Source organism: Pseudomonas sp. ENNP23, from assembly GCF_001728945.1.
In the GTDB taxonomy this organism is placed as follows: Bacteria; Pseudomonadota; Gammaproteobacteria; order Pseudomonadales; family Pseudomonadaceae; genus Metapseudomonas; species Metapseudomonas otitidis.
Genome location: NZ_LYSP01000044.1, coordinates 26,940 through 47,010, shown reverse-complemented (window position 1 = coordinate 47,010; position 20,071 = coordinate 26,940). Strand labels below are relative to the sequence as shown.

Below are 20,071 nucleotides of genomic sequence, written 5' to 3'. Positions count from 1 at the left end.
GGCTTCTCAGCCTGCGGCCGACGGCAGTATCCTTCCGCCCCCCGCCTGCCACGCCGCCCTGCCATGACGTTCTGGAAAGACCGCCTGCTCACCCTCATCGCCTTCATCCAGCGCCACCCGCGCCTGGTGGCGCTGTACGGGTTCTGCTCGGGGGTGGGCAGTTTCATCCTGGTGGACCGTGGCGCACGCCTGGCCAAGGTGGTGGCGGTGCTGGTGCTGGTGAGCTGGGTCTGGCTGCTGGCGGAGAACCTGTTCCGCCGAGCCCTCGAGCGCTGGCTGAAGATCGAGCTGCCGCCGGCGCTGACGCGCTTCCTGACCCAACTGATCCACCAGGAAAGCTTCTTCTTCGTGCTGCCGTTCTTCTTCATCACCACCAGTTGGAACAGCGGCCAGGCCCTGTTCACCGGGGTGCTGGGGCTGGCGGCGCTGTTCTCCATCACCGACCCGGTCTACAACAACGCCCTGGCACCGCGCCGCTGGCTGTACCTGGCCTACCACTCCCTGGCGCTGTTCGCCGTGCTGCTGACGGCGCTGCCGATCATCCTGCACCTGACCACGGCGCAGAGCTTCCAGTGGGCCCTGGGCATCGCCGTGCTGCTGTCGTTCCTCAGCCTGTGCAGCGCCATGCGCGTGCGCAGCCTGCGTCGGGGCCTGGCCCTGGTGGGGCTGACCCTGGCCCTGGGCGCCGCCGGCTGGCTGGGCCGGGTGATGGTGCCGCCGGCCACCCTGTGGCTGACCGAGGTGGCGGTGACGCCGGAGATGAACCAGCGCACCCCGGGGCAGGGCGTGGAGCAGATCTCCGCCGCCAAGCTGCGGGCCGACGGCCTCTACGCCTACACCGCGATCAACGCCCCGCGCGGGCTGAACGAGCGCATCTACCACGTATGGCGCTTCGAGGGCCGCGAGGTGGACCGCATCGCCCTCGACATCCACGGCGGCCGCGAGGCCGGCTACCGCGCCTGGACCCACAAGCAGCGCTTCCCCGCCAACCCGGTGGGCAAATGGCAGGTGCGGGTGGTCACCGAGGCCGGGCAGATGATCGGCACCCTGCGTTTCGAAGTCACCGAAGACCCGTTGCCGCCCAAGCCCCGTTGAGCGGATGCGCGGCCCAGCGGCGCTGGGGTGCCGTGGCGGTGGGCTGAAGCCCACCCTACGAACGGTGGCTCGGGGATTGATGCGGTTAGCCGAGCTCACCGCATCCTACGGACGGGGCATGGCGGCGAACGTAGGATGGGCTGAGCTGTGCGAAGCCCATCGCCGGGGTCGATGCGGAGCGCCGTAGCCCGGGCTTCAGCCCGGGAAGCGCCGGGGAACCGGGATCAGCCGAAGAACCAGTAGCAGACGCCGATGGCAGCCAGCACCCCGGCGAGGTCCGCCAGCAGGGCGCAGCCCACGGCGTGGCGGGCGCGCTGGATGCCGACGGCACCGAAATACACGGCGAGCACGTAGAAGGTGGTCTCGGTGCTGCCCTGCACGGTGGCGGCGACCAGGGCGGGGAAGCTGTCCACCCCCTGGCTCTGCATGGTCTCGATGAGCATGGCCCGCGCGGCGCTGCCGGAGAACGGCTTGACCAGCGCGGTGGGCAGGGCGTCGACGAAGCGGGTGTCCCAGCCGGCCCACTCCACCAGGCTGCGAATGCCGTCCAGGCCGAACTCCAGGGCGCCCGAGGCGCGCAGCACGCCGACGGCGCAGAGCATCGCCACCAGGTAGGGCAACAGGCCCTTGGCCACGTCGAAGCCTTCCTTGGCGCCGTCCACGAAGGCTTCGTAGACCGGCACCTTCTTCAAGGCCCCGGCGAGCAGGAAGACCAGGATCAGCCCGAACAGCACCAGGTTGCCCAGCAACGAGGACAGCGCCGCCAGGGCAGTGGCGGAGAGCCCGGCGAGCACCGCCATGAAGGCGCCCAGCAGCAGCGCGCCGGGCACCAGGTAGGCCAGCACCACCGGGTCCCACAGGCGCAGGCGCTGCATCAGGGCGACGCTCAGCAAGCCCACCAGGGACGAGGCGGTGGTGGCCAGCAGGATGGGCAGGAACACCAGGGTCGGGTCGCTGGCGCCCTGCTGGGCGCGGTACATGAAGATCGACACCGGCAGCAGGGTCAGGGACGAGGCGTTGAGCACCAGGAACAGGATCTGCGCGTTGCTCGCCACGGTGGCGCTGGGGTTGAGCTCCTGCAGGGCCTTCATGGCCTTGAGGCCGATGGGGGTGGCGGCGTTGTCCAGGCCCAGGCCGTTGGCGGCGAAGTTGAGGGTGATCAGCCCCAGCGCCGGGTGCCCGGCCGGCACCTCGGGCATCAGCCGGCGGAACAGCGGCCCCAGCAGCCAGGCCAGGCGTTCCACCAGCCCGGCGCGTTCGGCGATGCGCAGGAAGCCGAGCCAGAGGGTGAGGGTGCCGAACAGCAGCACCATGACCTCCACCGAGAGCTTGGCCATGGCGAACAGGTTCTCCACCATGGCCGCCCAGACGCCGGGGTCGCCGCCGATCCAGCGTGCCGCTGCGGCGGTTGCCGCCACCAGGAAGAAGCCGAGCCAGAGGCCGTTGAGCATGGGGGATGTCCCTCGAATCCGATGGGGGCGGATGATAGCGGCGGGCATCGGGGCGGCGCCAGAAGCGCTGCCGGGCGGGTGGCCAGCCGTGGGCTGGACATCAATGAGCCGCGCCGGGCGTCCCGTGTGGAACGCCCGGCGTCGGTTTCGCCTGACCCGGCCCGCCTGTGCGGAAGTACCCCCTGTACCCCTGGGTCATGCCGCTCCTGTCGACGCGGAACAACCCGGCCCCCTGGTCATGTGGCCCCGCCTGCGGGGCCGGTGGTCTGAATGCTCAGTACCCGTTCGGATCACGCCGGAGCTCGTCGTCGAGGATCGCCTTCTGGGCCTCGCCCAGCCAGCGCAGGCTGGCGTGGCGGCTGGGCAATTTGTCCGCCGGCAGGCCCGGCGGGACCTGCACCAGCAGGGCGTAGGCGTTCTCCTTGTCCCAACTGAAGGCCACCAGCAGCTTCTGGTGGGCGCAGTCGGCGCTGTCGCAGAGCTGGCCCACCAGGTACTTGTCGCCATCCTCGTTGACCGCCTGCATGGGCGTGGCGGTGCCGCTGAGGTTCATCACCCAGTCGGGCAGGCGGCTTTCGTCCTCCACCAGGTCCTGCCACGTCTCGCGGCACTGCGGGTCGGTGCCCAGCAGTTCGTTGAGGCGGTACTCGGCGTCGGTGTCGGCGGCCAGCGCCGTGCTGCCGGCGAGGCCGAGCAGCAGGGCGGCGCAGAGTGGGCGCAGCATTCGCATCGGGCCTCCCTAGCCGCGGCGGCGGCCGAAGATGAACGAGACGATGAACAGCACCAGGAACAGCACGAAGAGGATCTTCGCGATGCCTGCGGCGGTGCCGGCGATACCGCCGAAGCCCAGGACAGCGGCGACGATGGCGATGACGAGGAAGGTAAGGGCCCAACTGAGCATGGTGAGTTCTCCTGCGTGGTAGGTAGGGTCAGCGCGCCAGGCCGAGGTCGTGCTGTGCACCGAACGAGGCGGAGGCTTCGTCCTGGGGCGTGTGGGGATCCGGGGTGTCGAGGTCGCTGAGGTAATGGCTTTCCAGCAGCGCGTTGCCCATCGCCAGGGCACTGGCCAGGGCCAGCAGGCTGAGGGTGAGCAGGGCGGCGAATACGAGGGCCAGGGTCCACATGGTCGTGCTCCTTGGGGTCAGAACACCCAGCGCGGTTGCTGCGTCGGTTCGAGGAAGCGCTGTTGCGCCACGGTGTGCAGGTCGTCCGCCGGTGGGGTGGCCGGGCGCTGGTCCGCCGCCGGCGTGGGCACCACTTCGATGTGGGCGGGCAGGTGTTCGCGGGCCTTCAGGGCGCTGCGCAACGGGTGTTCCACCCGCATCGGCAGGAACACCGCGAGGGCGACCAGCAGGCCCTGGTCAAGGAGCGCGAGACGGGGATGTGGACGGTTCATGCCGGTTCTCCTCCCTGCACAGGTGGCGGACGGGGCCGCCTCAGGCCATGGACTGCTTGAGGCTGCGCATGCGGTCGTGGCAGGCGCGGACCTTGGGCATTTCCACCGCGATCAGCTCGCGGACATTGGGTTCGGCGGTTTCCAGGGCATCCTCGAAGGCTTGCAGGATGCGGTCCTCGGCCTGCTCCAGTTGGCCGACGTAGGCGGCGTGCTCGTCCTTGGCCAGGGCGGCGCGGGTGTCGGCATAGACCTGGCGCAGGGTGCCCATCAGGGTGCCGCCGGTGGAGGGCGTCTCGTGGTTGGCGGCGACGCGCACGGTGAGCGCCTGGATGACCTCGGTCTTGGCGCTGGCCATCTCGCGGAACAGGTTCTGCAGGTTGGGGTCACGGACTTCTTCGATGGCGTGCTGGTAGAATCGCTCGCCGTCGCGGGTGATTTCGATCAGTTCATTCAGTTGTGCGGTGGTACGGGTCATTTTGCGTTCTCCTGGTCCGTGCGATTCCGGACGCTCTCGGCAGGGGATTTCGCAAGCGTTGTGCCAGCTTTTCAGAAAGCTGTTTCTCCTTGAAAAACAACTGGTTAGCCTCGCCACGAGAATAACGCCTGCGTGCAGGCTGCAATCCGTGTAAGAAATCGTCTTGCAACTTGCACGATCTTTCCTGGACTAAGCACCAGACGGCCACCCCGGTCCCTCCGCGTCCCGCCCAGATGGCGGGGTACGCGCCCTCGAACAACGACACGACACAGCGGAGCAAGAACATGGCATCGGCAACGGAAACCCGCGGACGCATCCTGCTGGTGGATGACGAATCGGCGATCCTGCGCACCTTCCGGTACTGCCTGGAGGACGAGGGTTACAGCGTGGCCACCGCCAGCAGTGCGGCGCAGGCGGAGGCGATCCTGCAACGGCAGGTGTTCGACCTGTGCTTCCTCGACCTGCGCCTGGGTGAAGACAACGGCCTGGACGTGCTGGCGCAGATGCGCGTGCAGGCGCCGTGGATGCGGGTGGTGATCGTCACCGCGCATTCGGCGGTGGACACGGCGGTGGACGCCATGCAGGCCGGCGCGGCGGATTACCTGGTCAAGCCGTGCAGCCCCGACCAGTTGCGCCTGTCGGCGGCCAAGCAACTGGAAGTGCGCCAGCTGACCGCGCGCCTGGAGGCCCTGGAGGGTGAGGTGCGCAAGCCCGGTGACGGCCTGGACTCCCAGAGCCCGGCGATGATGGCGGTGCTGGAGACGGCCCGGCAGGTGGCCGGCACCGATGCCAACATCCTCATTCTCGGCGAGTCGGGCACCGGCAAGGGCGAGCTGGCCCGCGCCATCCACGGCTGGAGCAAGCGGGCGAAGAAGGCCTGCGTGACCATCAACTGCCCGTCGCTGTCGGCGGAGCTGATGGAGAGCGAGCTGTTCGGCCACACCCGCGGCGCCTTCACCGGGGCCAGCGAGAGCACCCTGGGCCGGGTCAGCCAGGCCGACGGCGGCACGCTGTTCCTCGACGAGATCGGCGATTTTCCGCTGACCCTGCAGCCCAAGCTGCTGCGCTTCATCCAGGACAAGGAGTACGAGCGGGTGGGCGATGCGGTGACCCGCCGCGCCGATGTGCGCATCCTCGCTGCCACCAACCTCAACCTGGACGAGATGGTCCGCGAGGGGCGCTTCCGCGAGGACCTGCTCTACCGCCTGAACGTGATCACCCTGCACCTGCCACCGCTGCGCGAGCGCACCGAGGACCTGCTGGGCCTGGCCGAGCGCTTCCTCGCACGCTTCGTGAAGGACTACGCGCGGCCGGCCCGTGGCTTCAGCGAGGCGGCGCGGGAGGCGTTGCTGAACTACGCCTGGCCGGGCAACGTGCGCGAGCTGCGCAACGTGATCGAGCGGGCCAGCATCATCTGCTCTCAGGAGCTGGTGGACGTCGGCAACCTCGGTCTGAGCGAGGCATCGAGCGCCAACAACGCCCCGCGCATCGGTGCCGCCATGAGCCTGGAGGACCTGGAGAAGGCCCACATCGCGGCGGTGCTGGCCACCAGCGACACCCTGGACCAGGCGGCCCGGACGCTCGGCATCGACGCTTCGACGCTGTACCGGAAGCGCAAGCAATACAGTCTGTGAGGTTCCCGATGAAGCTGCGCACGCGGCTGTTCCTCAGCATCTCCGCGTTGATCACCGTGGCCCTGCTGGGGCTGCTGCTGGGGGTGACCAGCGTGATGCAGTTGGCGCGCTCCCAGGAGCAACTGATCGCCTACAACTTCTCCACCATCGACCTGGGTGAGCAGATGCGCCGCCACCTGGGCGACCAGTTGGTGCTGCTGACGGCACCGCATACCGACCCGGTGAAGCTGCACGACGCCCAGCAGCACTTTCGCAGCGGGGTGGAGCGGGGGCTGATGAATGCACGGGACGCGAGCACACGGGAGGGCTTCCGGGCCATCGCCGAGCACTTCGCACGCTTCGTCGAGGTGTCGGCAACGCCGGCCAGCGACGACCGCCAGCCGATGGACGATGTGGCCTTCAGCGAGGCGCTGAACGCCACCCGCAACGCCATGCTGGACCTGCAGCGCCTCGCGCTGGACAACATCTCCAGCACCGAGCGCTACACCCGCGAGCGGGCGGTGCTGGTGGCCGGGTTGCTGGGCCTGCTGGCCCTGGCGGTGCTGCTGATCGGGGTGGTGACCGCCCACGGCATTGCACGGCGCTTCGGTGCGCCCATCGAGGCGCTGGCGCGGGCGGCGGACCGCATCGGCCAGGGCGATTTCCAGGTCACCCTGCCGCTCTCCTCGGTGAGCGAGATGGCCTCTCTGAGCCGACGCTTCGGGCTGATGGCCGAGGCCCTGCGGCAACTGAAGGAAACCAATATCGAGAAGATGCTGGCCGAGCAGCGGCGGCTGAAGGCGGTGCTGGACAGCATCGACGACGGCTTGCTGATCCTCGACCGCGACGGCCGCATCGAGCACGCCAACCCGGTGGCGCAGCGTCAGTTGGCCTGGGACACCGAGCAGTTGGGCCAGCCGCTGAGCCGCGCCCTGGCGGTGCCGGCGCTGGAAGAGACCACCCGGCGGGTGCTGGCCGGCCAGGCGCTGGACCAGGTGCACCCGGACCTGGACATCCTCGCCGAGGGTGAGCATCGCCTGCTGAGCTGGCGGCTGACCCCGGTGAGCCTGGACGATGCGCGGGTGCTGGGTGCGGTGATGGTGCTGCGCGATGTGACCGAGCAGCGCGCCTTCGAGCGGGTGCGCAACGAGTTCGTGCTGCGTGCCTCCCATGAGCTGCGCACACCGGTGACCGGCATGCAGATGGCCTTCGGCCTGCTGCGCGAGCGGGTGAAGGTGGCGCCGGACTCCCGCGAGGCGGATCTGCTGCAGACGGTGGACGAGGAGATGCAGCGCCTGGTGCGGCTGATCAATGATCTGCTGCACTTCTCCCGCTACCAGAACGGTATGCAGCCCCTGACCCTGGCGCCCTGCGACCTGGACGAGCTGCTGGGCGGGGTGCGCGAGCGCTTTCTGGCCAAGGCCGGGGAGCGGCAGGTGGCCATCGAGCTGGACCTGCAGGGCCCGCTGCCCCGGGTGCCGGTGGACCGACCGCAACTGGAGCGGGTGCTGGACAACCTGATGAGCAACGCGCTGCGCCACGCCCCCCGCGATGGGCGCATCCGCCTGCAGTCACGCCGCCATGGCGAGCGGGTGATCCTCAGTGTGGAGGACAACGGCGACGGCGTGCCGTACAGCCAGCAGGCACGCATCTTCGAGCCTTTCGTCCAACTGGGGCACAACCCCGGTGGCGTGGGCCTGGGGCTGGCGCTGTGCAAGGAGATCGTGCGGCTGCACGGCGGCCGCATCGGCATCTACTCACGCCCCGGCGAGGGGGCGCAGTTCTACCTGACGCTGCCCGTTTAGAAGCGGTGCTCAGTGCGTGCCGCAGTTGAGCACCAGCAGCAGGGCGGCGGTCTCGGCGTCCGGCTGGCCGTCGTAGCGGCTCGGGCGGTACTTCATCTGGAAAGCGACGATGACGTTGCGGGTGGCTTCGTCCAGCAGGCCGTTGCGCGGCACGGCATAGCCCTGGCGCTCCAGTTGCATCTGGAACCAGTCCACGGTGGGCAGGGCGGTGGCGAAGCGTACCTGTTCCTCGGCCACGGCGCGGTCGTCCGGCCAGGGCACCAGGCCGGCGTCGGCCAGGCGCTTCCAGGGGAACAGGGGGCCGGGGTCGACCTTGCGCTGGGGGGCGATGTCGCTGTGGCCGATGATGCTGCCCATCGGCAGTCCGTGACGCTTGACCAGGTCCTTGAGGAGGGGGATGAGGGCGTTGATCTGGCCCTCGTCGAAGGGCTCCCATTCCAGCCCGTGGTCGGTCTGCCGGTAGCCTTCGTTGACCAGCTCGATGCCGATGGTGCTGGCGTTCAGCCAGGTGCGGCCCTGCCATTCGCTCTGCCCGGCATGCCAGGCGCGGCGGTCCTCGCTCACCAGTTGATAGATGGTGGGCGGCTGGGCACCGATCAGGTAATGGGCACTGACATCGCCTTCGGTGAGCAGATGCAGGGAGTTGGCCAGGTTGGTGGAGGTGTAGTGCAGGACGATGTACTGCACCCGGCTGTTCTGGTTCTGCGAGGGGTGGCTGTGGTCGATCTGCAGGCCGTCATGGGCGCAACCACCGAGCAGGGTCAGGCACAGGCCAAGGGGGAGGAGTCGTTTCATGGGCGGATGTGCAACACGCTTTGCAGGTTGTCGAGGAGCATGTCGACGCTGAGCATGATCAGCAACATGCCGGTGAGGCGCTCGACGGCCATGAGGCCGCGCTGGCCGAGGAAGCGCTGGAGGAAGGCGGCCTGCAGAAGGATCACGGCGGTGCAGGCCCAGGCCAGGATAACGGCGATGTACAGCTCCCAAAGCTGGCCCTGGTGGGTGTTGCGCAGGGTCATCAGCACGGCGAGGGCGGAGGGGCCGGCCACCGCTGGGGTGGCCAGGGGCACCAGCATCGGCTCGCCGCCGGGCAGGTCGCCGAGCACGCCTTCGGGCCGGGGGAAGATCAGTCGCAGGGCGATGATGAAGAGGATGATGCCGCCGGCGATGGCGATGGCCTCGCGGGACAGGCCCAGGCCGCTGAGGATGTTCTCGCCGAAGGTGAGGAACAGCAGCAGCAGGCCGAGGGCGAACACCAGCTCGCGCAGGGCGACCTTGAGGCGCCGCTCGGGGGCGACGTTCTTCAGGGCGGCGAGGAAGATGGCGATGTTCCCGAAGGGGTCGGTGACCAGGAAGATCAGCACCGCGATTCCGAGGGTGTCCATGAGCGCTCCTGTGCGGGATGCGGAATGGTAGGAGGGTGGGCCGGGTGCCGTCGAGCGGCACCCACCGACCGTCAGAAGCGGTAGCGCAGGGTGCCGCGCAGGGCACGCTGGTCGCCCGGCAGGGGCAGCAGGCGGTCGTCACCCTGGCCCAGGCCGCCGCTCTGTTGCAGGTACTGCAGGCCGAGCAGCAGCTCGCGCTCGCGGGAGAAGAAGTAGTCGCCGGCATCGAAGCTCAGTTGCGGGCTGAAGCCGAAGCCCGCTGCTCGCGAGCCTTCGCTGCCGGCCCAGTCGAGGCCGCCGTCCAGCAGCCATTCGCTGTCGCCGATGCCGAAGGCATACAGCCAGGTGCCGCTGAGCTGGGTGGCCCGGCCCGGCTCGCGGGCGTCGTCACGGGGCAGCAGCGCCAGGTCGAACAGCTCCAGCTCCGGCGCGACGACGATCAGGCTCAACCCGCTCAGGGCCAGGTGCTCGGCACTGCTGGCGTGCCAGCCGAGGCCGGCGCTGGCCAGGGGCGCGCGCGGGGCTTCGTTGCCGGGGCGGACGAAGCTCTCCCCGGCGGAATAGGGCAGGGTGGTGAACGCCAGGTTGCTGTCCATCAAGGGCAGCAGGGATTCGGCCGGCGCCTGGGCGGAGCACAGGCCCAGGGCCAGCGCGCCCAGCCAACAGGCGGCGCGGTGGAAGGATGCACGCATCGAAAGGCTCCGGTGAGGGTGACGGCCCCGTTCATTGCGGGGCGCCAGGCAAGGGGTCGCGATTATACGCAGCCGCCCGGCGTGCGTCCGGCCCTTCCGGACGGCACTGTTCAATTACCGGAAATTGCCTATAACGTGTACAGACACAAGGACAACCCGGGAAACGGACCTGCCCAAGAGGACTCTCGCCATGCGTCGCCTGCTCTGGTTCAAACAGGACCTGCGACTCGACGACCACCCGGCCGTGCAGGCCGCTCTGGGCGCTGAGCGCGTGCTGCCGCTGTACGTCTTCGACCCGACCCTGCTGCGCCCCGGCGCCTTCGGCACCCGGCCGATGGGCGTGCACCGCATGCGCTTCCTGCTGGAAAGCCTGGCGGCGCTGGACGGCGAGCTGCGCCACCGCGGGTCACGCCTGCTGGTGGTGCAGGGCGTGGCGTCCCAGGTGATCCCGGCGCTGGTGGACCACCTGCAACTGGACGAGGTGCTGACCCTGGATGAAGTGGCACCAGTGGCCCGGACGCTGATCGAGGAGACCCGCCAGGCGCTGGCCGGCGTGCCGCTGTCCACCTTCGCCGGCGATACGCTGTTGCGCCGCGAGGAGCTGCCGGGCCCGGTGGAGGCGCTGCCTGCGGTGTTCAGCCAGTTCCGCGACCGGGTGCAGCAACGCCTCAGCGTGTTCCAGCCACGCTCGGCCCCGGCCGCCCTGCCACCGACGCCGGAGCCGGCGGAGCGGCTGTTCGAGCCGCTGCCGAGCCTGTCCCGCCTCGGCCTGGGGGAGCCCCTGGCCCACGTGAACAGCACCTTCCCCTTCGCCGGCGGCGAACCGGCGGCCCTGGCCCGGGTGCGCGATTACCTGTGGGAAGGGCGCGGGGTACGCGACTACGAGACGACCCGCTACGGCCTGACCGGGACCGAGTACTCCTCCAAGTTCTCCCCCTGGCTGGCCAACGGCTGCCTGTCGGCCCGCCGGGTGGTGGCGGAGCTGCGTCGCCACGAGGCGCAGCACGGGGCCAATGCGTCCACCCGCCTGCTGTGGGAACAGGTGCTGTGGCGCGACTTCTTCCGCTGGACGCTGTTGCGCCACGGCGAGGCGCTGTTCCAGCCCGGCGGCGTGCGTGCCACGGCACGGGCGCCGCAGAACCTGGACGCGCGCTTCGAGGCCTGGTGCCACGGGCGCACCGGCCTGCCCCTGGTGGATGCGGCCATGCGCGAGCTGGCGACCACCGGCTTCCTCGCCCACAGCCTGCGACAGGTGGTGGCCAGCTACCTGGTCAGCGACCTGCAGCAGGACTGGCGCCACGGCGCGGCCTGGTTCGAGGAGCACCTGCTGGACCACGACCCGGCGAGCAACTGGGGCAACTGGGCCTACCTGGCCGGGGTGGCGAGCGATCCGCAGCGCAGCCAGGCGTTCAATGCCTTGCGCCAGGCACGCCATCTGGACCCGGAGGCGGAGTACGTGAGCCTGTGGCTGCCGGAGCTGCGGGCGGTGCCACGCAACCTGCGGCATACGCCCTTCGTGCTGTCACGCCTGCAACTGGATGCGCTGGACTACCCACGCCTGGAACAGGTGCCGGAGGCGTGGAAGCCCTACCTGACCAGCGCCGCCTAGGCGGCGCTCAACCCAGTTCGATGCGGTTGCGGCCGCCGCGCTTGGCCCGGTAGAGGGCCTGGTCGGCCCGTTCGAAGGCGGCCGCGTCGCTTTCCCCCGGTGCAAAGGACACCAGCCCGCCCGAGAGGGTGATGGTCACCGGTTCACCCTTGAAGTGGAACGGGCACTGTTCGATACCCGCGCGCAGGTTGTCCAGCAGTTGGCGACCGCCGTCGAGCTGGGTGGCGGGGATCAGCAGGACGAACTCCTCGCCGCCGAAGCGGGCGATGAAGTCGGTTTTGCGCAGGCGCTTGGCGATCTCGCCGGCGATCAGCTTGAGCACCTTGTCGCCGGCCAGGTGGCCGTAGTTGTCGTTGATCCGCTTGAAGTGGTCGATGTCCAGCACGCCCAGCAGCAGTTCGCCGCCGTAGCGCTTCCAGCGCGCTACCTCCAGCTCCAGGCGCTCGCTCCAGGCGGCGCGGTTGGGCAGGCCGGTGAGGGCGTCGCGCAGGGCTTTCTGGCGCTGCTCTTCAAGGTGGTCGCGGAAGGTGTTGGCTTCCTGCTCCATGGTGGAGACGCGCTCGATCAGACTCTGCAGGCGCCCGCTGACCTCGGCCTCGCGCACTTCGCGCTCGCGCTGGAAGTCGTTCATGGTGCTGAGCAGGCCTTCGAGGCGCTGCTCGACGGCGCGCTTGAGGTCGTCCAGGTCGGTGGCTTCCTGGACGCTGTTCTGCAACCCGCTGACCTGCTCACGCAGTTGGTCGTCGAGCTGACGGGCGTTCTGCAGTTCGTCGTTGTAGCCCTGGTGGGCGCTGGTGAGGGTGGCGACGAAGGCAGCCAGGCGCTCGTTGAGCTGCTGCAGGTAACCGGCGAATTCGCGGTGGCCGTTGTCGGTGATGGCCAGCACCAGCACGGCGAGGTCATCCAGCACGGGGACCAGTTCGTACCAGTTGAGGTTGCCTTCCAGGCGCCGCCGCAGGTCTTCGGCCTGGGGCTTGTGGCGCTCGGGCAGGTCTAGTTCGTCCAGCAGGTTGCGCAGGCTGGAGGCCACATGGGGGGCGACGGCGCTGTAGCCGGGCTCGGGGGCGGGTGGCAGTTCGTAGGCCGGGTCCCCTTCGCCGGTGATCAGGCTGTGGGGCATGGGCAGGCTGTCCAGACCCGGGCGGGGCTCGTCCGCCGCGGCTAGGGGCTGGGCGGCGGGTGCGGCCTCGAGTGTGGCCGGGTAGGGCGCCGGGGCGACCGGAGCGGCGGCAGGAGGAACAACTGGCACCGGAGCGACGGAGATGGCGGCCTCTGCGCCAGGCTCGGGGGCGCTCGACGGGGCTGCCGCGCTGGGTGCAGGTGCAGGTGCAGGTGCAGGTGCAGGTGCAGGTGCAGGTGCAGGTGCAGGTGCAGGTGCAGGTGCAGCAGGCTGGGGTGTGGTGGCGGGGTTGTCCAGCTCGTCGTCCTCGTCGGCCGGGACCTGGGCGGGGGCCGGGGCCGGCACGGCCAGTGCGCTGGCCAGGGGAACATCCGGCGCGCCGGGCTGGGCCTCGTCGGCCCCGCCCTCGCCGTTGCCGAACAGGCGCTGCAACAGGCCGGGGCGCGGCGGCGGGGCGTCGCCGGTCAGCACGTCGAGGGCGCGGTTCTGCAGCTCGCTCAGTTCGCTGAGCAGGGCGGGCATCTCGCGGGGGCTGCCGGCGCGCTCGTCGAGGCGCTTGGCGAACTGCTTGAGGGATTTGCGCACCTCCCGGGGGACGTCGAGCTTGAGCAACTGGTTGGCCAGGCCACTCAGGGCGCCGACGTTCTGCTGGATGCGTTGCTGGCGGCGCTGCTCGGAGTCGAGCACGGCCTTTTCCAGCCGGGGGATCAGGGCGGACAGGCCGGCATCGATCTTGTCGCCGCGGATGATCTCGCGCAGTTCCTGCATGCAGGTGTCCACCGCCTTGTCGGTGCCTTCTGCGGCCAGGGAGCTGCGCACCAGACCCCGGCGCAACAGGTCGAGGCGCGCCTCCCAGAGGCGTTCGAGCTTTTCCTGCTCTTCCAGGCTTTCCAGGTACTTGGCTTTCCAGCGCTGGCCGTCGTCGCTCATGGTGCGGTTCCGGAAGGGTCGAGCCTGGCCGGGAGGGCGTCGCCATGCAGGGAGGCAGGCAGACGGATGTCCACGGCCACCGGCAGGTGGTCGGAGATGGGTTGGCTGAGCACCTGCACACGCTCCAGGGTGAGGCTGGGGCTGAGCAGGATATGGTCCAGGCAGCGCTGGGGGCGCCAGCTCGGGAAGGTGGCCTCGACCTGCGGCGCCAGCAGCCCGAGATCACGCAGGGGCGAGTGGTGCAGCAGGTCGGTGGCGTGGGTGTTCATGTCGCCCATGAGCACCTGGTGGCGGTAGCTGCCGATCAGTTCGCGGATATAGGCGAGTTGGCGGCTGCGGGCCTTGGTGCCGAGGGCGAGGTGCATCATGACCACCACCAGGGCGTCGTCGCCCTCGCCGAAGCGCATGAGGATGGCACCTCGACCGGGCGGACCGGGCAGGGGGTGGTCTTCAAGCTGGGTGGGCTGCAGGCGGCTGAGCAGGCCGTTGCTGTGCTGGGCCAGACGCCCGAGGTTGCGGTTGAGCTGCTGGTACCAGTAGGGGAAGGCACCGAGCTGGGCCAGGTGTTCGACCTGGTTGACGTAGCCCGAGCGCAGGCTGCCGCCATCCACTTCCTGCAGGGCGACGAGGTCGTAGTCGCCCAGGAGGGCGCCGATACGCTGGAGGTTGCCGGCACGCCCTGCGTGGGGCAGGAGGTGTTGCCAGCCGCGGGTGAGGTAGTGGCGGTAGTGGCCGGTGTTGATGCCGACCTGGATGTTGAAGCTGAGCAGGCGCAGCCGACCGTCTTCGGGTAGGCCGCTGGCGTTGCAATGGGGGTTGACCTGCGCGGTGCGCAGGCCAGCGGTGCGATTGTTGCTCCAGCGGCGCAGCATGGGCCTGCCCCCGGTGCCGCTTACTTCGCGGCACGCTCCTTGGCGATCAGGTAGTCGGCGACGGCAGTGGTCTGCTCCAGGCCGCCGGAGGAGCCGATGTCGAAGCGGTACTTGCCGTTGACGATGAGGGTCGGTACGCCGGAGATCTGGTAGGCGACGGCCAGCTTCTTGGCTTTCTCCATCTGGCTCTTCACGCCGAAGGAGTCGAAGGCCTTGAGGAAGGCTTCCTTGTCGACGCCGTGGGGGGCGAGGAAATCAGCCATGGCTTCCTTGGTGGCGAGCTTTTGGCCTTCCTTGTGGATGGCCTCGAACACGGCCTTGTGTACGGCGTGCTCCACACCCATGCTCTCGAGGGTGATGAACAACTGGCCATGGACGTTCCACAAGCCGCCGAACATGGCGGGAATGCGCACGAAGTTGACATCTTCCGGGAGTTTCTCGGACCAGGCGTTCACGGTCGGTTCGAATTGGTAGCAGTGCGGGCAGCCGTACCAGAACAGCTCCACCACCTCGATCTTGCCGGGCTTGGAAACCGGCACAGGGCTGCTCAGCTCGACATACTGCTTGCCCGCCTGGATGTCTTCGGCGTGGGCGGCGGTCATGCCGAACAGGCTCGCGCTGGCGAGTACGGCGGAAAGGATCAGGTTACGCATGCTTGGCTCCTAGACGGATCGTGGGGTTCTGCGACGGGCCCAGCTTCGACCGGGGGCCGCTGGACGGGTTCCGCATTGTAGCGAGGCGGCCAATGAAAAAGGGTGGCCTTAGCCACCCTTTCATTTACCGTTTACTACCGCTCGGGAAAGCTTAGTGCAGACCCTGGATATAGCTGGAAACGGCTTCGATGTCCTTGTTGCTCAGCTTGGCGGCGATGGCGCGCATGATCATGTTGTCGCCGTCGTTGGTGCGGTTGCCTTCGCGGAAATCGGTCAGTTGCTTGGTCACGTACTGGGCGTGCTGACCACCCAGGTGCGGGAAGCCGGCAGCGGCGTTGCCGGCGCCGTCCGGGGCGTGGCAGCCAGTGCAGGCGGGCATGCCTTCTTCCAGCTTGCCGCCACGGAACAGGGCTTCACCACGGGCCACCAGCTTGGGATCGGCGGCGCCGACGCTACCGGCCTGGCTGGAGTAGTAGGCGGCGATGTCTTCGAGGTCCTGGTCGCTGAGGTTGGTCAGCAGGCCGGTCATTTCCAGCACCTGGCGTTTGCCAGCCTTGATGTCATGCAGTTGCTTGAGCAGGTAACGCTCGCCCTGGCCGGCGAGTTTGGGGAAGTTCGGGGCAAGGCTGTTGCCGTCCGGACCGTGGCAAGCGCCGCATACGGCGGTTTTGGCCTGGCCGGCCTTGGCGTCGCCTGCGGCGTGGGCCAGACCGGTGATGCCCAGGGTCAACAGCAGACTCACGAGTACTTTGTTCATCAGCTAATCCAATTACGGCTAAGGGTGAAAGAATCTAGCGCCCGACTACCTTCGTTATTGGCTCATCCACTGGATGACCGCTTTGTAGTCTTCGGCACTGCAGTCCATGCACAAGCCTCGGGGAGGCATGGCATTCAAACCATTGGTGACGCTCTGAACCAGAGCATCTGTGCCCTTGGCCAGTCGCGGCTCCCAGGCCGCCTTGTCGCCCTTCTTGGGCGCCATAGGCAGTTGACCATTGTGGCAGGCCCCGCAGGTCCGGTTGAAAACGGCTTCCGGTTCCTGAGCAGCCTGAGCGCCAAAGGCCAGCGCCGCAAGGCTTGCGACGACTACCATCTTCTTCATGATCAACCTCATCAGAGGGGCTTCGCCGGGCTTTCTGCAGTGCCCTGGTCGTTCCCGTGGCCCTTGTACCCTGGGGGATAAAGCGCACACTAAATCTGCGGCATTATATACTGGCGCTGCCCAAACGGAAACGAAACCGCCCTCTGCGACACCAGGTCGCACCCTGTGGACTCCTTCATGTCATTCAAGAATCCGATCATCGGCCTGTGCCAGCAGGCCCGCTTCCTCATCAGTGCCGCCAAGGTGGACCAATGCCCACCCGACCAGGGTCTGGAGGTCGCCTTCGCCGGCCGTTCCAACGCCGGAAAGTCCAGCGCGCTGAACACCCTGACCCACGCCAACCTGGCGCGTACCTCGAAGACTCCGGGCCGCACCCAGCTGCTCAACTTCTTCTCCCTGGACGAGGACCGCCGCCTGGTGGACCTGCCCGGCTACGGCTACGCCAAGGTGCCGATCCCCCTCAAGCAGCATTGGCAGCACCACCTGGAGGCCTACCTGAGCAGTCGCGAGAGCCTGGTCGGCCTGGTGCTGATGATGGACATCCGCCACCCGCTCACCGACTTCGACCGCCTGATGCTGGACTGGTCCAGCGCCGGCCATATGCCGCTGCACATCCTCCTGACCAAGGCCGACAAGCTGGCCTACGGCGCCTCGAAGAACGCGCTGCTGAAGGTGCGTCAGGAAATCCGCAAGGGCTGGGGCGATGACGTCAGCATCCAGCTGTTCTCCGCACCCAAGCGCCAGGGCGTGGAAGAGGCCCAGGCCGTGCTGGCCCGCTGGCTGCAGCTGGGCGAGGAATTCGAGGAAGGCGGCGACGCATCCGACGCCTGAATCGCAGGCAAAAAAAACCCCGGACTTCGTATGGGGAGGGGGAAGTTCCGGGGTTCAAGTCTGAACCGCTAGGGCGGGGTTCAGATATCTGCCAACACTAAACACAGCAAAAGGAGCATCGAAGGCTTCACCAGCCATTCCCAGTCTCTGACCGGGCGTGCTTCACAAAAGTTCACCGCTGCATCAGAAATTATTCGTCCGGTCAGTGCTGCCTCTTATGCGATGCAGCGCTAAGCCGGTGGGCGCACTCAGTGCGCCTCGTCCCAGTTGTTGCCCACGCCGACTTCCACCACCAGCGGCACATCCAGCGCGGCGGCGCCGCTCATGAGCGGGCGGATGGCGTCGCGCACGGTGTCCACCAGGTCCTCGCGCACCTCCAGCACCAGTTCGTCGTGCACCTGGAGGATGACCCGTGCATCCAGGCCGCTCTCCTGCAGCCAGGCATCCACCGCCACCATGGCGCGCTTCATGATGTCCGCCGCCGTACCCTGCATCGGCGCATTGATCGCGGTGCGCTCGGCGCCCTTGCGCATGGCCTGGTTCTTCGAGTGGATCTCCGGCAGGTACAGCCGGCGCCCGAACAGCGTCTCGACGAAGCCCTGGGCCGCCGCCTGCTCGCGGGTGCGCTCCATGTAGGCGAGCACGCCGGGGTAGCGGGCGAAGTAGCGGTCGATGTACGCCTGGGACTGTTTGCGGTCGACGCCGATCTGCTTGGCCAGGCCGAAGGCGCTCATGCCGTAGATGAGGCCGAAGTTGATGGCCTTGGCACTACGGCGCTGGTCATTGCTGACCTGGTCCAGCTCGACGCCGAAGACTTCCGCCGCCGTCGCCCGGTGCACGTCGCGGTCGTGACGGAAGGCGTCCAGCAGGCCTTCGTCCTTGGCCAGGTGGGCCATGATGCGCAGCTCGATCTGCGAATAGTCCGCCGCCAGCAGCTTGTAGCCCTTGGGTGCGACGAAGGCCTGGCGGATGCGCCGCCCTTCCGCCGTGCGGATCGGGATGTTCTGCAGGTTCGGATCGCTGGAGGACAGGCGCCCGGTGGCCGCCACCGCCTGGTGGTAGGAGGTGTGGATGCGCCCGGTGCGCGGGTTGATCTGCTCCGGCAGCTTGTCGGTGTAGGTGCTCTTGAGCTTGCTCAGGGAGCGGTACTGCATGATCACCTTGGGCAGCTCGAAGTCCTGCTCGGCCAGGTCCGCCAGCACGTTCTCGGCGGTGGACGGCTGGCCGGTGGCGGTCTTGGCCAGCACCGGCAGGCCGAGCTTCTCGTAGAGGATCGCGCCGAGTTGCTTGGGCGAGCCCAGGTTGAACTCCTGCCCGGCCAGCTCGTAGGCCTGGCGTTCCAGGGCCACCATCTTCTCGCCCAGCTCCAGGCTCTGCTGGCCCAGCAGCTTGCCGTCCACCAGCGCGCCGTTGCGCTCGATGCGCGCCAGCACCGGCACCAGCGGCATCTCGATGTCCTTCAGCACCGTGACCAGGGACGGCACGGCTTCCAGCTTCTGCCACAGCGCCTGGTGCAGGCGCAGGGTCACGTCGGCGTCCTCGGCGGCGTAGGGGCCGGCCTGTTCCAGCGCGATCTGGTCGAAGGTCAGCTGCTTGGCGCCCTTGCCGGCGATGTCCTCGAAGCGGACGGTGCTGTGGCCGAGGTATTTCAGGGCCAGGCTGTCCATGTCGTGGCGGGTGGCCGTGGAGTCCAGCACATAGGACTCGAGCATGGTGTCGAAGGCGATGCCCTGGACAGTGATGGGGGTCGAGGCGTTGGCCAGGACGTTCATGTCGTACTTGGCGTGCTGGCCGACCTTGGCCTTGGCGGGGTCTTCCAGCAGCGGTTTCAGGGCCTGCAGCACCGCGTCGCGGTCCAGTTGCGCGGGCACGCCCATGTAGCTGTGGGCCAGGGGTACGTAGGCGGCCTCGCCGGCTTCCACGGCGAAGGACACCCCCACCACCTGTGCCTGCTGGGCATCGAGGCTGGTGGTCTCGGTGTCGAAGGCGATCAGCGGCGCCGCCTCCAGCTTCTTCAGCCAGGCGTCGAACTGCGCCTGCTCCAGCACGGTTTCATAGCGCGTCTCGACGGCCGGCTCGGTGGGGGCATCCAGCAGGGCCAGCTGTTCGCCGTCCGACTTGGCCTGGCGCTGCAGGTCATCCAGCCAGCTCTTGAACTCCAGGGTGCGGTACAGCTCGGCCAGGGCCTCGCGGTCCGGCTCGCCGGGGTGCAGGGCATCGATCTCGACGTTCAGCTCCACGTCGCACTTGATGGTGGCGAGCTGGTAGGACAGGTAGGCCATGTCCTTGTGCTCCAGCAGCTTGGCCGGCAGCCCCTTGGCGCCGCGGATCGGCAGCTCGGGCACCTTGTCCAGGCTGGCGTAGAGCACATCGAGCCCGCCGCCCACGCCAGTGAGCAGACCCAGGGCGGTCTTTTCACCCACGCCGGGCACGCCGGGAATGTTGTCGACCTTGTCGCCCATCAACGCCAGGTAATCGATGATCAGCTCAGGACCGACGCCGAATTTCTCTTTCACGCCATCGATGTCCAGCGTGCTACCGGTCATGGTGTTGACCAGCGTAATGTGCGGATCGACCAACTGCGCCATGTCCTTGTCGCCGGTGGAGATCACCACCTGGCGCCCGCCCGCCGCGCTTTGCCGGGCCAGGGTGCCGATCACGTCATCGGCCTCCACGCCCTCAACGCACAGCAGCGGCAGGCCCAGGGCCCGCACGGTCGCGTGCAGCGGCTCCACCTGCACCCGCAGCTCGTCCGGCATGGACGGCCGGTTGGCCTTGTACTCGGCGAACATCGCATCGCGGAAGGTCCCGCCCTTGGCGTCGAAGACCACCGCGAACGGGCTGTCCGGGTACTGCTTGCGCAGGCTCTTGAGCATGTTCAGCACACCCTTGACCGCACCGGTGGGCAGGCCCGCCGAAGTCATCAGCGGCGGCAGGGCATGGAAGGCGCGGTACAGGTAGGAGGAACCGTCGACGAGGACGAGAGGGGCTTGGCTCATGCGTGAATTCAACCTTTATTCACCGGACCCGCAGTAGAATGGC

The 20,071-nt window shown here is 68.2% G+C and carries 20 protein-coding genes; 5 read left to right on the top strand and 15 right to left on the bottom strand.

Features of this window, described 5'->3' with window-relative positions:
* Positions 1 to 63 precede the first annotated feature (63 nt).
* On the top strand, positions 64 to 1,095 hold the full coding sequence (locus A9G05_RS21685) for a DUF5924 family protein (protein ID WP_069562918.1): 1,032 nt from the start codon (positions 64 to 66) through the stop codon (positions 1,093 to 1,095).
* 224 nt (positions 1,096 to 1,319) lie between these two features.
* Here the strand turns inward: A9G05_RS21685 and A9G05_RS21680 are convergent, their stop codons facing one another.
* From A9G05_RS21680 to A9G05_RS21655, 6 genes are all read right to left on the bottom strand, one after another.
* A complete protein-coding gene (locus A9G05_RS21680) occupies positions 1,320 to 2,546 on the bottom strand; it encodes a nucleoside recognition domain-containing protein (protein WP_069562917.1) in 1,227 nt (408 codons plus the stop codon).
* A gap of 274 nt (positions 2,547 to 2,820) precedes the next feature.
* A complete protein-coding gene (locus A9G05_RS21675) occupies positions 2,821 to 3,276 on the bottom strand; it encodes an inhibitor of vertebrate lysozyme family protein (protein WP_069562916.1) in 456 nt (151 codons plus the stop codon).
* A 9-nt stretch (positions 3,277 to 3,285) separates the two neighbouring features.
* Positions 3,286 to 3,447, bottom strand: a complete 162-nt coding sequence (locus A9G05_RS21670; RefSeq protein ID WP_044406249.1) for a DUF1328 domain-containing protein — start codon at positions 3,445 to 3,447, stop codon at positions 3,286 to 3,288.
* Positions 3,448 to 3,475: 28 nt separating this feature from the next.
* Positions 3,476 to 3,670: a hypothetical protein gene (locus A9G05_RS21665; protein ID WP_069562915.1), complete on the bottom strand. Its 195-nt coding sequence runs from the start codon at positions 3,668 to 3,670 to the stop codon at positions 3,476 to 3,478.
* 17 nt (positions 3,671 to 3,687) lie between these two features.
* Positions 3,688 to 3,942 carry a hypothetical protein gene (locus A9G05_RS21660; RefSeq protein WP_069562914.1) on the bottom strand — a complete coding sequence of 85 codons (255 nt, stop codon included), beginning with the start codon at positions 3,940 to 3,942 and terminating at the stop codon, positions 3,688 to 3,690.
* 40 nt (positions 3,943 to 3,982) lie between these two features.
* Positions 3,983 to 4,417: a PA2169 family four-helix-bundle protein gene (locus tag A9G05_RS21655; RefSeq protein ID WP_069562913.1), complete on the bottom strand. Its 435-nt coding sequence runs from the start codon at positions 4,415 to 4,417 to the stop codon at positions 3,983 to 3,985.
* Positions 4,418 to 4,701: 284 nt separating this feature from the next.
* On the opposite strand from A9G05_RS21655, the gene algB reads away from it, so the two are divergent.
* Both algB and A9G05_RS21645 read left to right on the top strand, forming a co-directional pair.
* Positions 4,702 to 6,051 (top strand): sigma-54-dependent response regulator transcription factor AlgB, encoded by a 1,350-nt coding sequence (gene algB, locus A9G05_RS21650; protein ID WP_069562912.1) that lies wholly within the window; start codon positions 4,702 to 4,704, stop codon positions 6,049 to 6,051.
* Positions 6,048 to 7,835 carry a KinB sensor domain-containing domain gene (locus A9G05_RS21645; RefSeq protein WP_069562911.1) on the top strand — a complete coding sequence of 596 codons (1,788 nt, stop codon included), beginning with the start codon at positions 6,048 to 6,050 and terminating at the stop codon, positions 7,833 to 7,835. The genes algB and A9G05_RS21645 overlap by 4 nt, the downstream gene beginning before the upstream one ends.
* A gap of 9 nt (positions 7,836 to 7,844) precedes the next feature.
* Here the strand turns inward: A9G05_RS21645 and A9G05_RS21640 are convergent, their stop codons facing one another.
* The 3 genes from A9G05_RS21640 to A9G05_RS21630 form a co-directional block, all read right to left on the bottom strand.
* Complete coding sequence (locus A9G05_RS21640) at positions 7,845 to 8,630, bottom strand: N-acetylmuramoyl-L-alanine amidase (protein WP_069562910.1); 786 nt, start codon at positions 8,628 to 8,630, stop codon at positions 7,845 to 7,847.
* On the bottom strand, positions 8,627 to 9,220 hold the full coding sequence (locus A9G05_RS21635) for a MarC family protein (protein ID WP_069562909.1): 594 nt from the start codon (positions 9,218 to 9,220) through the stop codon (positions 8,627 to 8,629). The genes A9G05_RS21640 and A9G05_RS21635 overlap by 4 nt, the downstream gene beginning before the upstream one ends.
* A 71-nt stretch (positions 9,221 to 9,291) precedes the next feature.
* Positions 9,292 to 9,912 (bottom strand): hypothetical protein, encoded by a 621-nt coding sequence (locus A9G05_RS21630; protein WP_069562908.1) that lies wholly within the window; start codon positions 9,910 to 9,912, stop codon positions 9,292 to 9,294.
* A 190-nt stretch (positions 9,913 to 10,102) separates the two neighbouring features.
* Between A9G05_RS21630 and A9G05_RS21625 the strand changes: the two genes are divergently transcribed.
* The gene (locus A9G05_RS21625; protein WP_069562907.1) at positions 10,103 to 11,521 is read left to right on the top strand and encodes a DASH family cryptochrome; all 1,419 of its coding nucleotides are present in this window, start codon (positions 10,103 to 10,105) and stop codon (positions 11,519 to 11,521) included.
* A gap of 7 nt (positions 11,522 to 11,528) precedes the next feature.
* On the opposite strand, the gene A9G05_RS21620 is transcribed toward A9G05_RS21625, so the two are convergent.
* The 5 genes from A9G05_RS21620 to A9G05_RS21600 all read right to left on the bottom strand — a co-directional run bounded on the left by A9G05_RS21620 (position 11,529) and on the right by A9G05_RS21600 (position 16,198).
* Positions 11,529 to 13,571 carry a GGDEF domain-containing protein gene (locus tag A9G05_RS21620; RefSeq protein ID WP_069562906.1) on the bottom strand — a complete coding sequence of 681 codons (2,043 nt, stop codon included), beginning with the start codon at positions 13,569 to 13,571 and terminating at the stop codon, positions 11,529 to 11,531.
* Entirely contained in the window at positions 13,568 to 14,443 is an 876-nt protein-coding gene (locus tag A9G05_RS21615; protein WP_069562905.1) for an endonuclease/exonuclease/phosphatase family protein, read from the bottom strand. Before A9G05_RS21615 ends, A9G05_RS21620 begins: the two co-directional genes overlap by 4 nt.
* 20 nt (positions 14,444 to 14,463) lie before the next feature.
* Positions 14,464 to 15,096 carry a thiol:disulfide interchange protein DsbA/DsbL gene (locus tag A9G05_RS21610; protein ID WP_069562904.1) on the bottom strand — a complete coding sequence of 211 codons (633 nt, stop codon included), beginning with the start codon at positions 15,094 to 15,096 and terminating at the stop codon, positions 14,464 to 14,466.
* Positions 15,097 to 15,247: 151 nt separating this feature from the next.
* Positions 15,248 to 15,853 (bottom strand): cytochrome c, encoded by a 606-nt coding sequence (locus tag A9G05_RS21605; protein WP_069562903.1) that lies wholly within the window; start codon positions 15,851 to 15,853, stop codon positions 15,248 to 15,250.
* Positions 15,854 to 15,907: 54 nt separating this feature from the next.
* The gene (locus tag A9G05_RS21600) at positions 15,908 to 16,198 is read right to left on the bottom strand and encodes a cytochrome c5 family protein (RefSeq protein WP_069562927.1); all 291 of its coding nucleotides are present in this window, start codon (positions 16,196 to 16,198) and stop codon (positions 15,908 to 15,910) included.
* A 177-nt stretch (positions 16,199 to 16,375) separates the two neighbouring features.
* On the opposite strand from A9G05_RS21600, the gene yihA reads away from it, so the two are divergent.
* On the top strand, positions 16,376 to 17,029 hold the full coding sequence (gene yihA, locus A9G05_RS21595; protein ID WP_069562902.1) for a ribosome biogenesis GTP-binding protein YihA/YsxC: 654 nt from the start codon (positions 16,376 to 16,378) through the stop codon (positions 17,027 to 17,029).
* Between the two features lie 248 nt (positions 17,030 to 17,277).
* Here yihA and polA read toward each other — a convergent pair whose 3' ends face one another.
* Positions 17,278 to 20,028 carry a DNA polymerase I gene (gene polA, locus A9G05_RS21590; protein WP_069562901.1) on the bottom strand — a complete coding sequence of 917 codons (2,751 nt, stop codon included), beginning with the start codon at positions 20,026 to 20,028 and terminating at the stop codon, positions 17,278 to 17,280.
* Positions 20,029 to 20,071 lie beyond the last annotated feature (43 nt).

What these genes read in the sequence shown, in the direction of transcription:
- A9G05_RS21670 (WP_044406249.1), bottom strand. Translation starts at nt 3,447, where the DNA reads ATGCTCAGTTGGGCCCTTACCTTCCTCGTCATCGCCATCGTCGCCGCT.
- A9G05_RS21625 (WP_069562907.1), top strand. Translation starts at nt 10,103, where the DNA reads ATGCGTCGCCTGCTCTGGTTCAAACAGGACCTGCGACTCGACGACCAC.
- A9G05_RS21620 (WP_069562906.1), bottom strand. Translation starts at nt 13,571, where the DNA reads ATGAGCGACGACGGCCAGCGCTGGAAAGCCAAGTACCTGGAAAGCCTG.
- A9G05_RS21685 (WP_069562918.1), top strand. Translation starts at nt 64, where the DNA reads ATGACGTTCTGGAAAGACCGCCTGCTCACCCTCATCGCCTTCATCCAG.
- A9G05_RS21635 (WP_069562909.1), bottom strand. Translation starts at nt 9,220, where the DNA reads ATGGACACCCTCGGAATCGCGGTGCTGATCTTCCTGGTCACCGACCCC.
- A9G05_RS21660 (WP_069562914.1), bottom strand. Translation starts at nt 3,942, where the DNA reads ATGAACCGTCCACATCCCCGTCTCGCGCTCCTTGACCAGGGCCTGCTG.
- A9G05_RS21615 (WP_069562905.1), bottom strand. Translation starts at nt 14,443, where the DNA reads ATGCTGCGCCGCTGGAGCAACAATCGCACCGCTGGCCTGCGCACCGCG.
- A9G05_RS21675 (WP_069562916.1), bottom strand. Translation starts at nt 3,276, where the DNA reads ATGCGAATGCTGCGCCCACTCTGCGCCGCCCTGCTGCTCGGCCTCGCC.
- algB (WP_069562912.1), top strand. Translation starts at nt 4,702, where the DNA reads ATGGCATCGGCAACGGAAACCCGCGGACGCATCCTGCTGGTGGATGAC.
- A9G05_RS21630 (WP_069562908.1), bottom strand. Translation starts at nt 9,912, where the DNA reads ATGCGTGCATCCTTCCACCGCGCCGCCTGTTGGCTGGGCGCGCTGGCC.
- polA (WP_069562901.1), bottom strand. Translation starts at nt 20,028, where the DNA reads ATGAGCCAAGCCCCTCTCGTCCTCGTCGACGGTTCCTCCTACCTGTAC.
- A9G05_RS21610 (WP_069562904.1), bottom strand. Translation starts at nt 15,096, where the DNA reads ATGCGTAACCTGATCCTTTCCGCCGTACTCGCCAGCGCGAGCCTGTTC.
- A9G05_RS21665 (WP_069562915.1), bottom strand. Translation starts at nt 3,670, where the DNA reads ATGTGGACCCTGGCCCTCGTATTCGCCGCCCTGCTCACCCTCAGCCTG.
- yihA (WP_069562902.1), top strand. Translation starts at nt 16,376, where the DNA reads ATGTCATTCAAGAATCCGATCATCGGCCTGTGCCAGCAGGCCCGCTTC.
- A9G05_RS21605 (WP_069562903.1), bottom strand. Translation starts at nt 15,853, where the DNA reads ATGAACAAAGTACTCGTGAGTCTGCTGTTGACCCTGGGCATCACCGGT.
- A9G05_RS21600 (WP_069562927.1), bottom strand. Translation starts at nt 16,198, where the DNA reads ATGAAGAAGATGGTAGTCGTCGCAAGCCTTGCGGCGCTGGCCTTTGGC.
- A9G05_RS21640 (WP_069562910.1), bottom strand. Translation starts at nt 8,630, where the DNA reads ATGAAACGACTCCTCCCCCTTGGCCTGTGCCTGACCCTGCTCGGTGGT.
- A9G05_RS21655 (WP_069562913.1), bottom strand. Translation starts at nt 4,417, where the DNA reads ATGACCCGTACCACCGCACAACTGAATGAACTGATCGAAATCACCCGC.
- A9G05_RS21680 (WP_069562917.1), bottom strand. Translation starts at nt 2,546, where the DNA reads ATGCTCAACGGCCTCTGGCTCGGCTTCTTCCTGGTGGCGGCAACCGCC.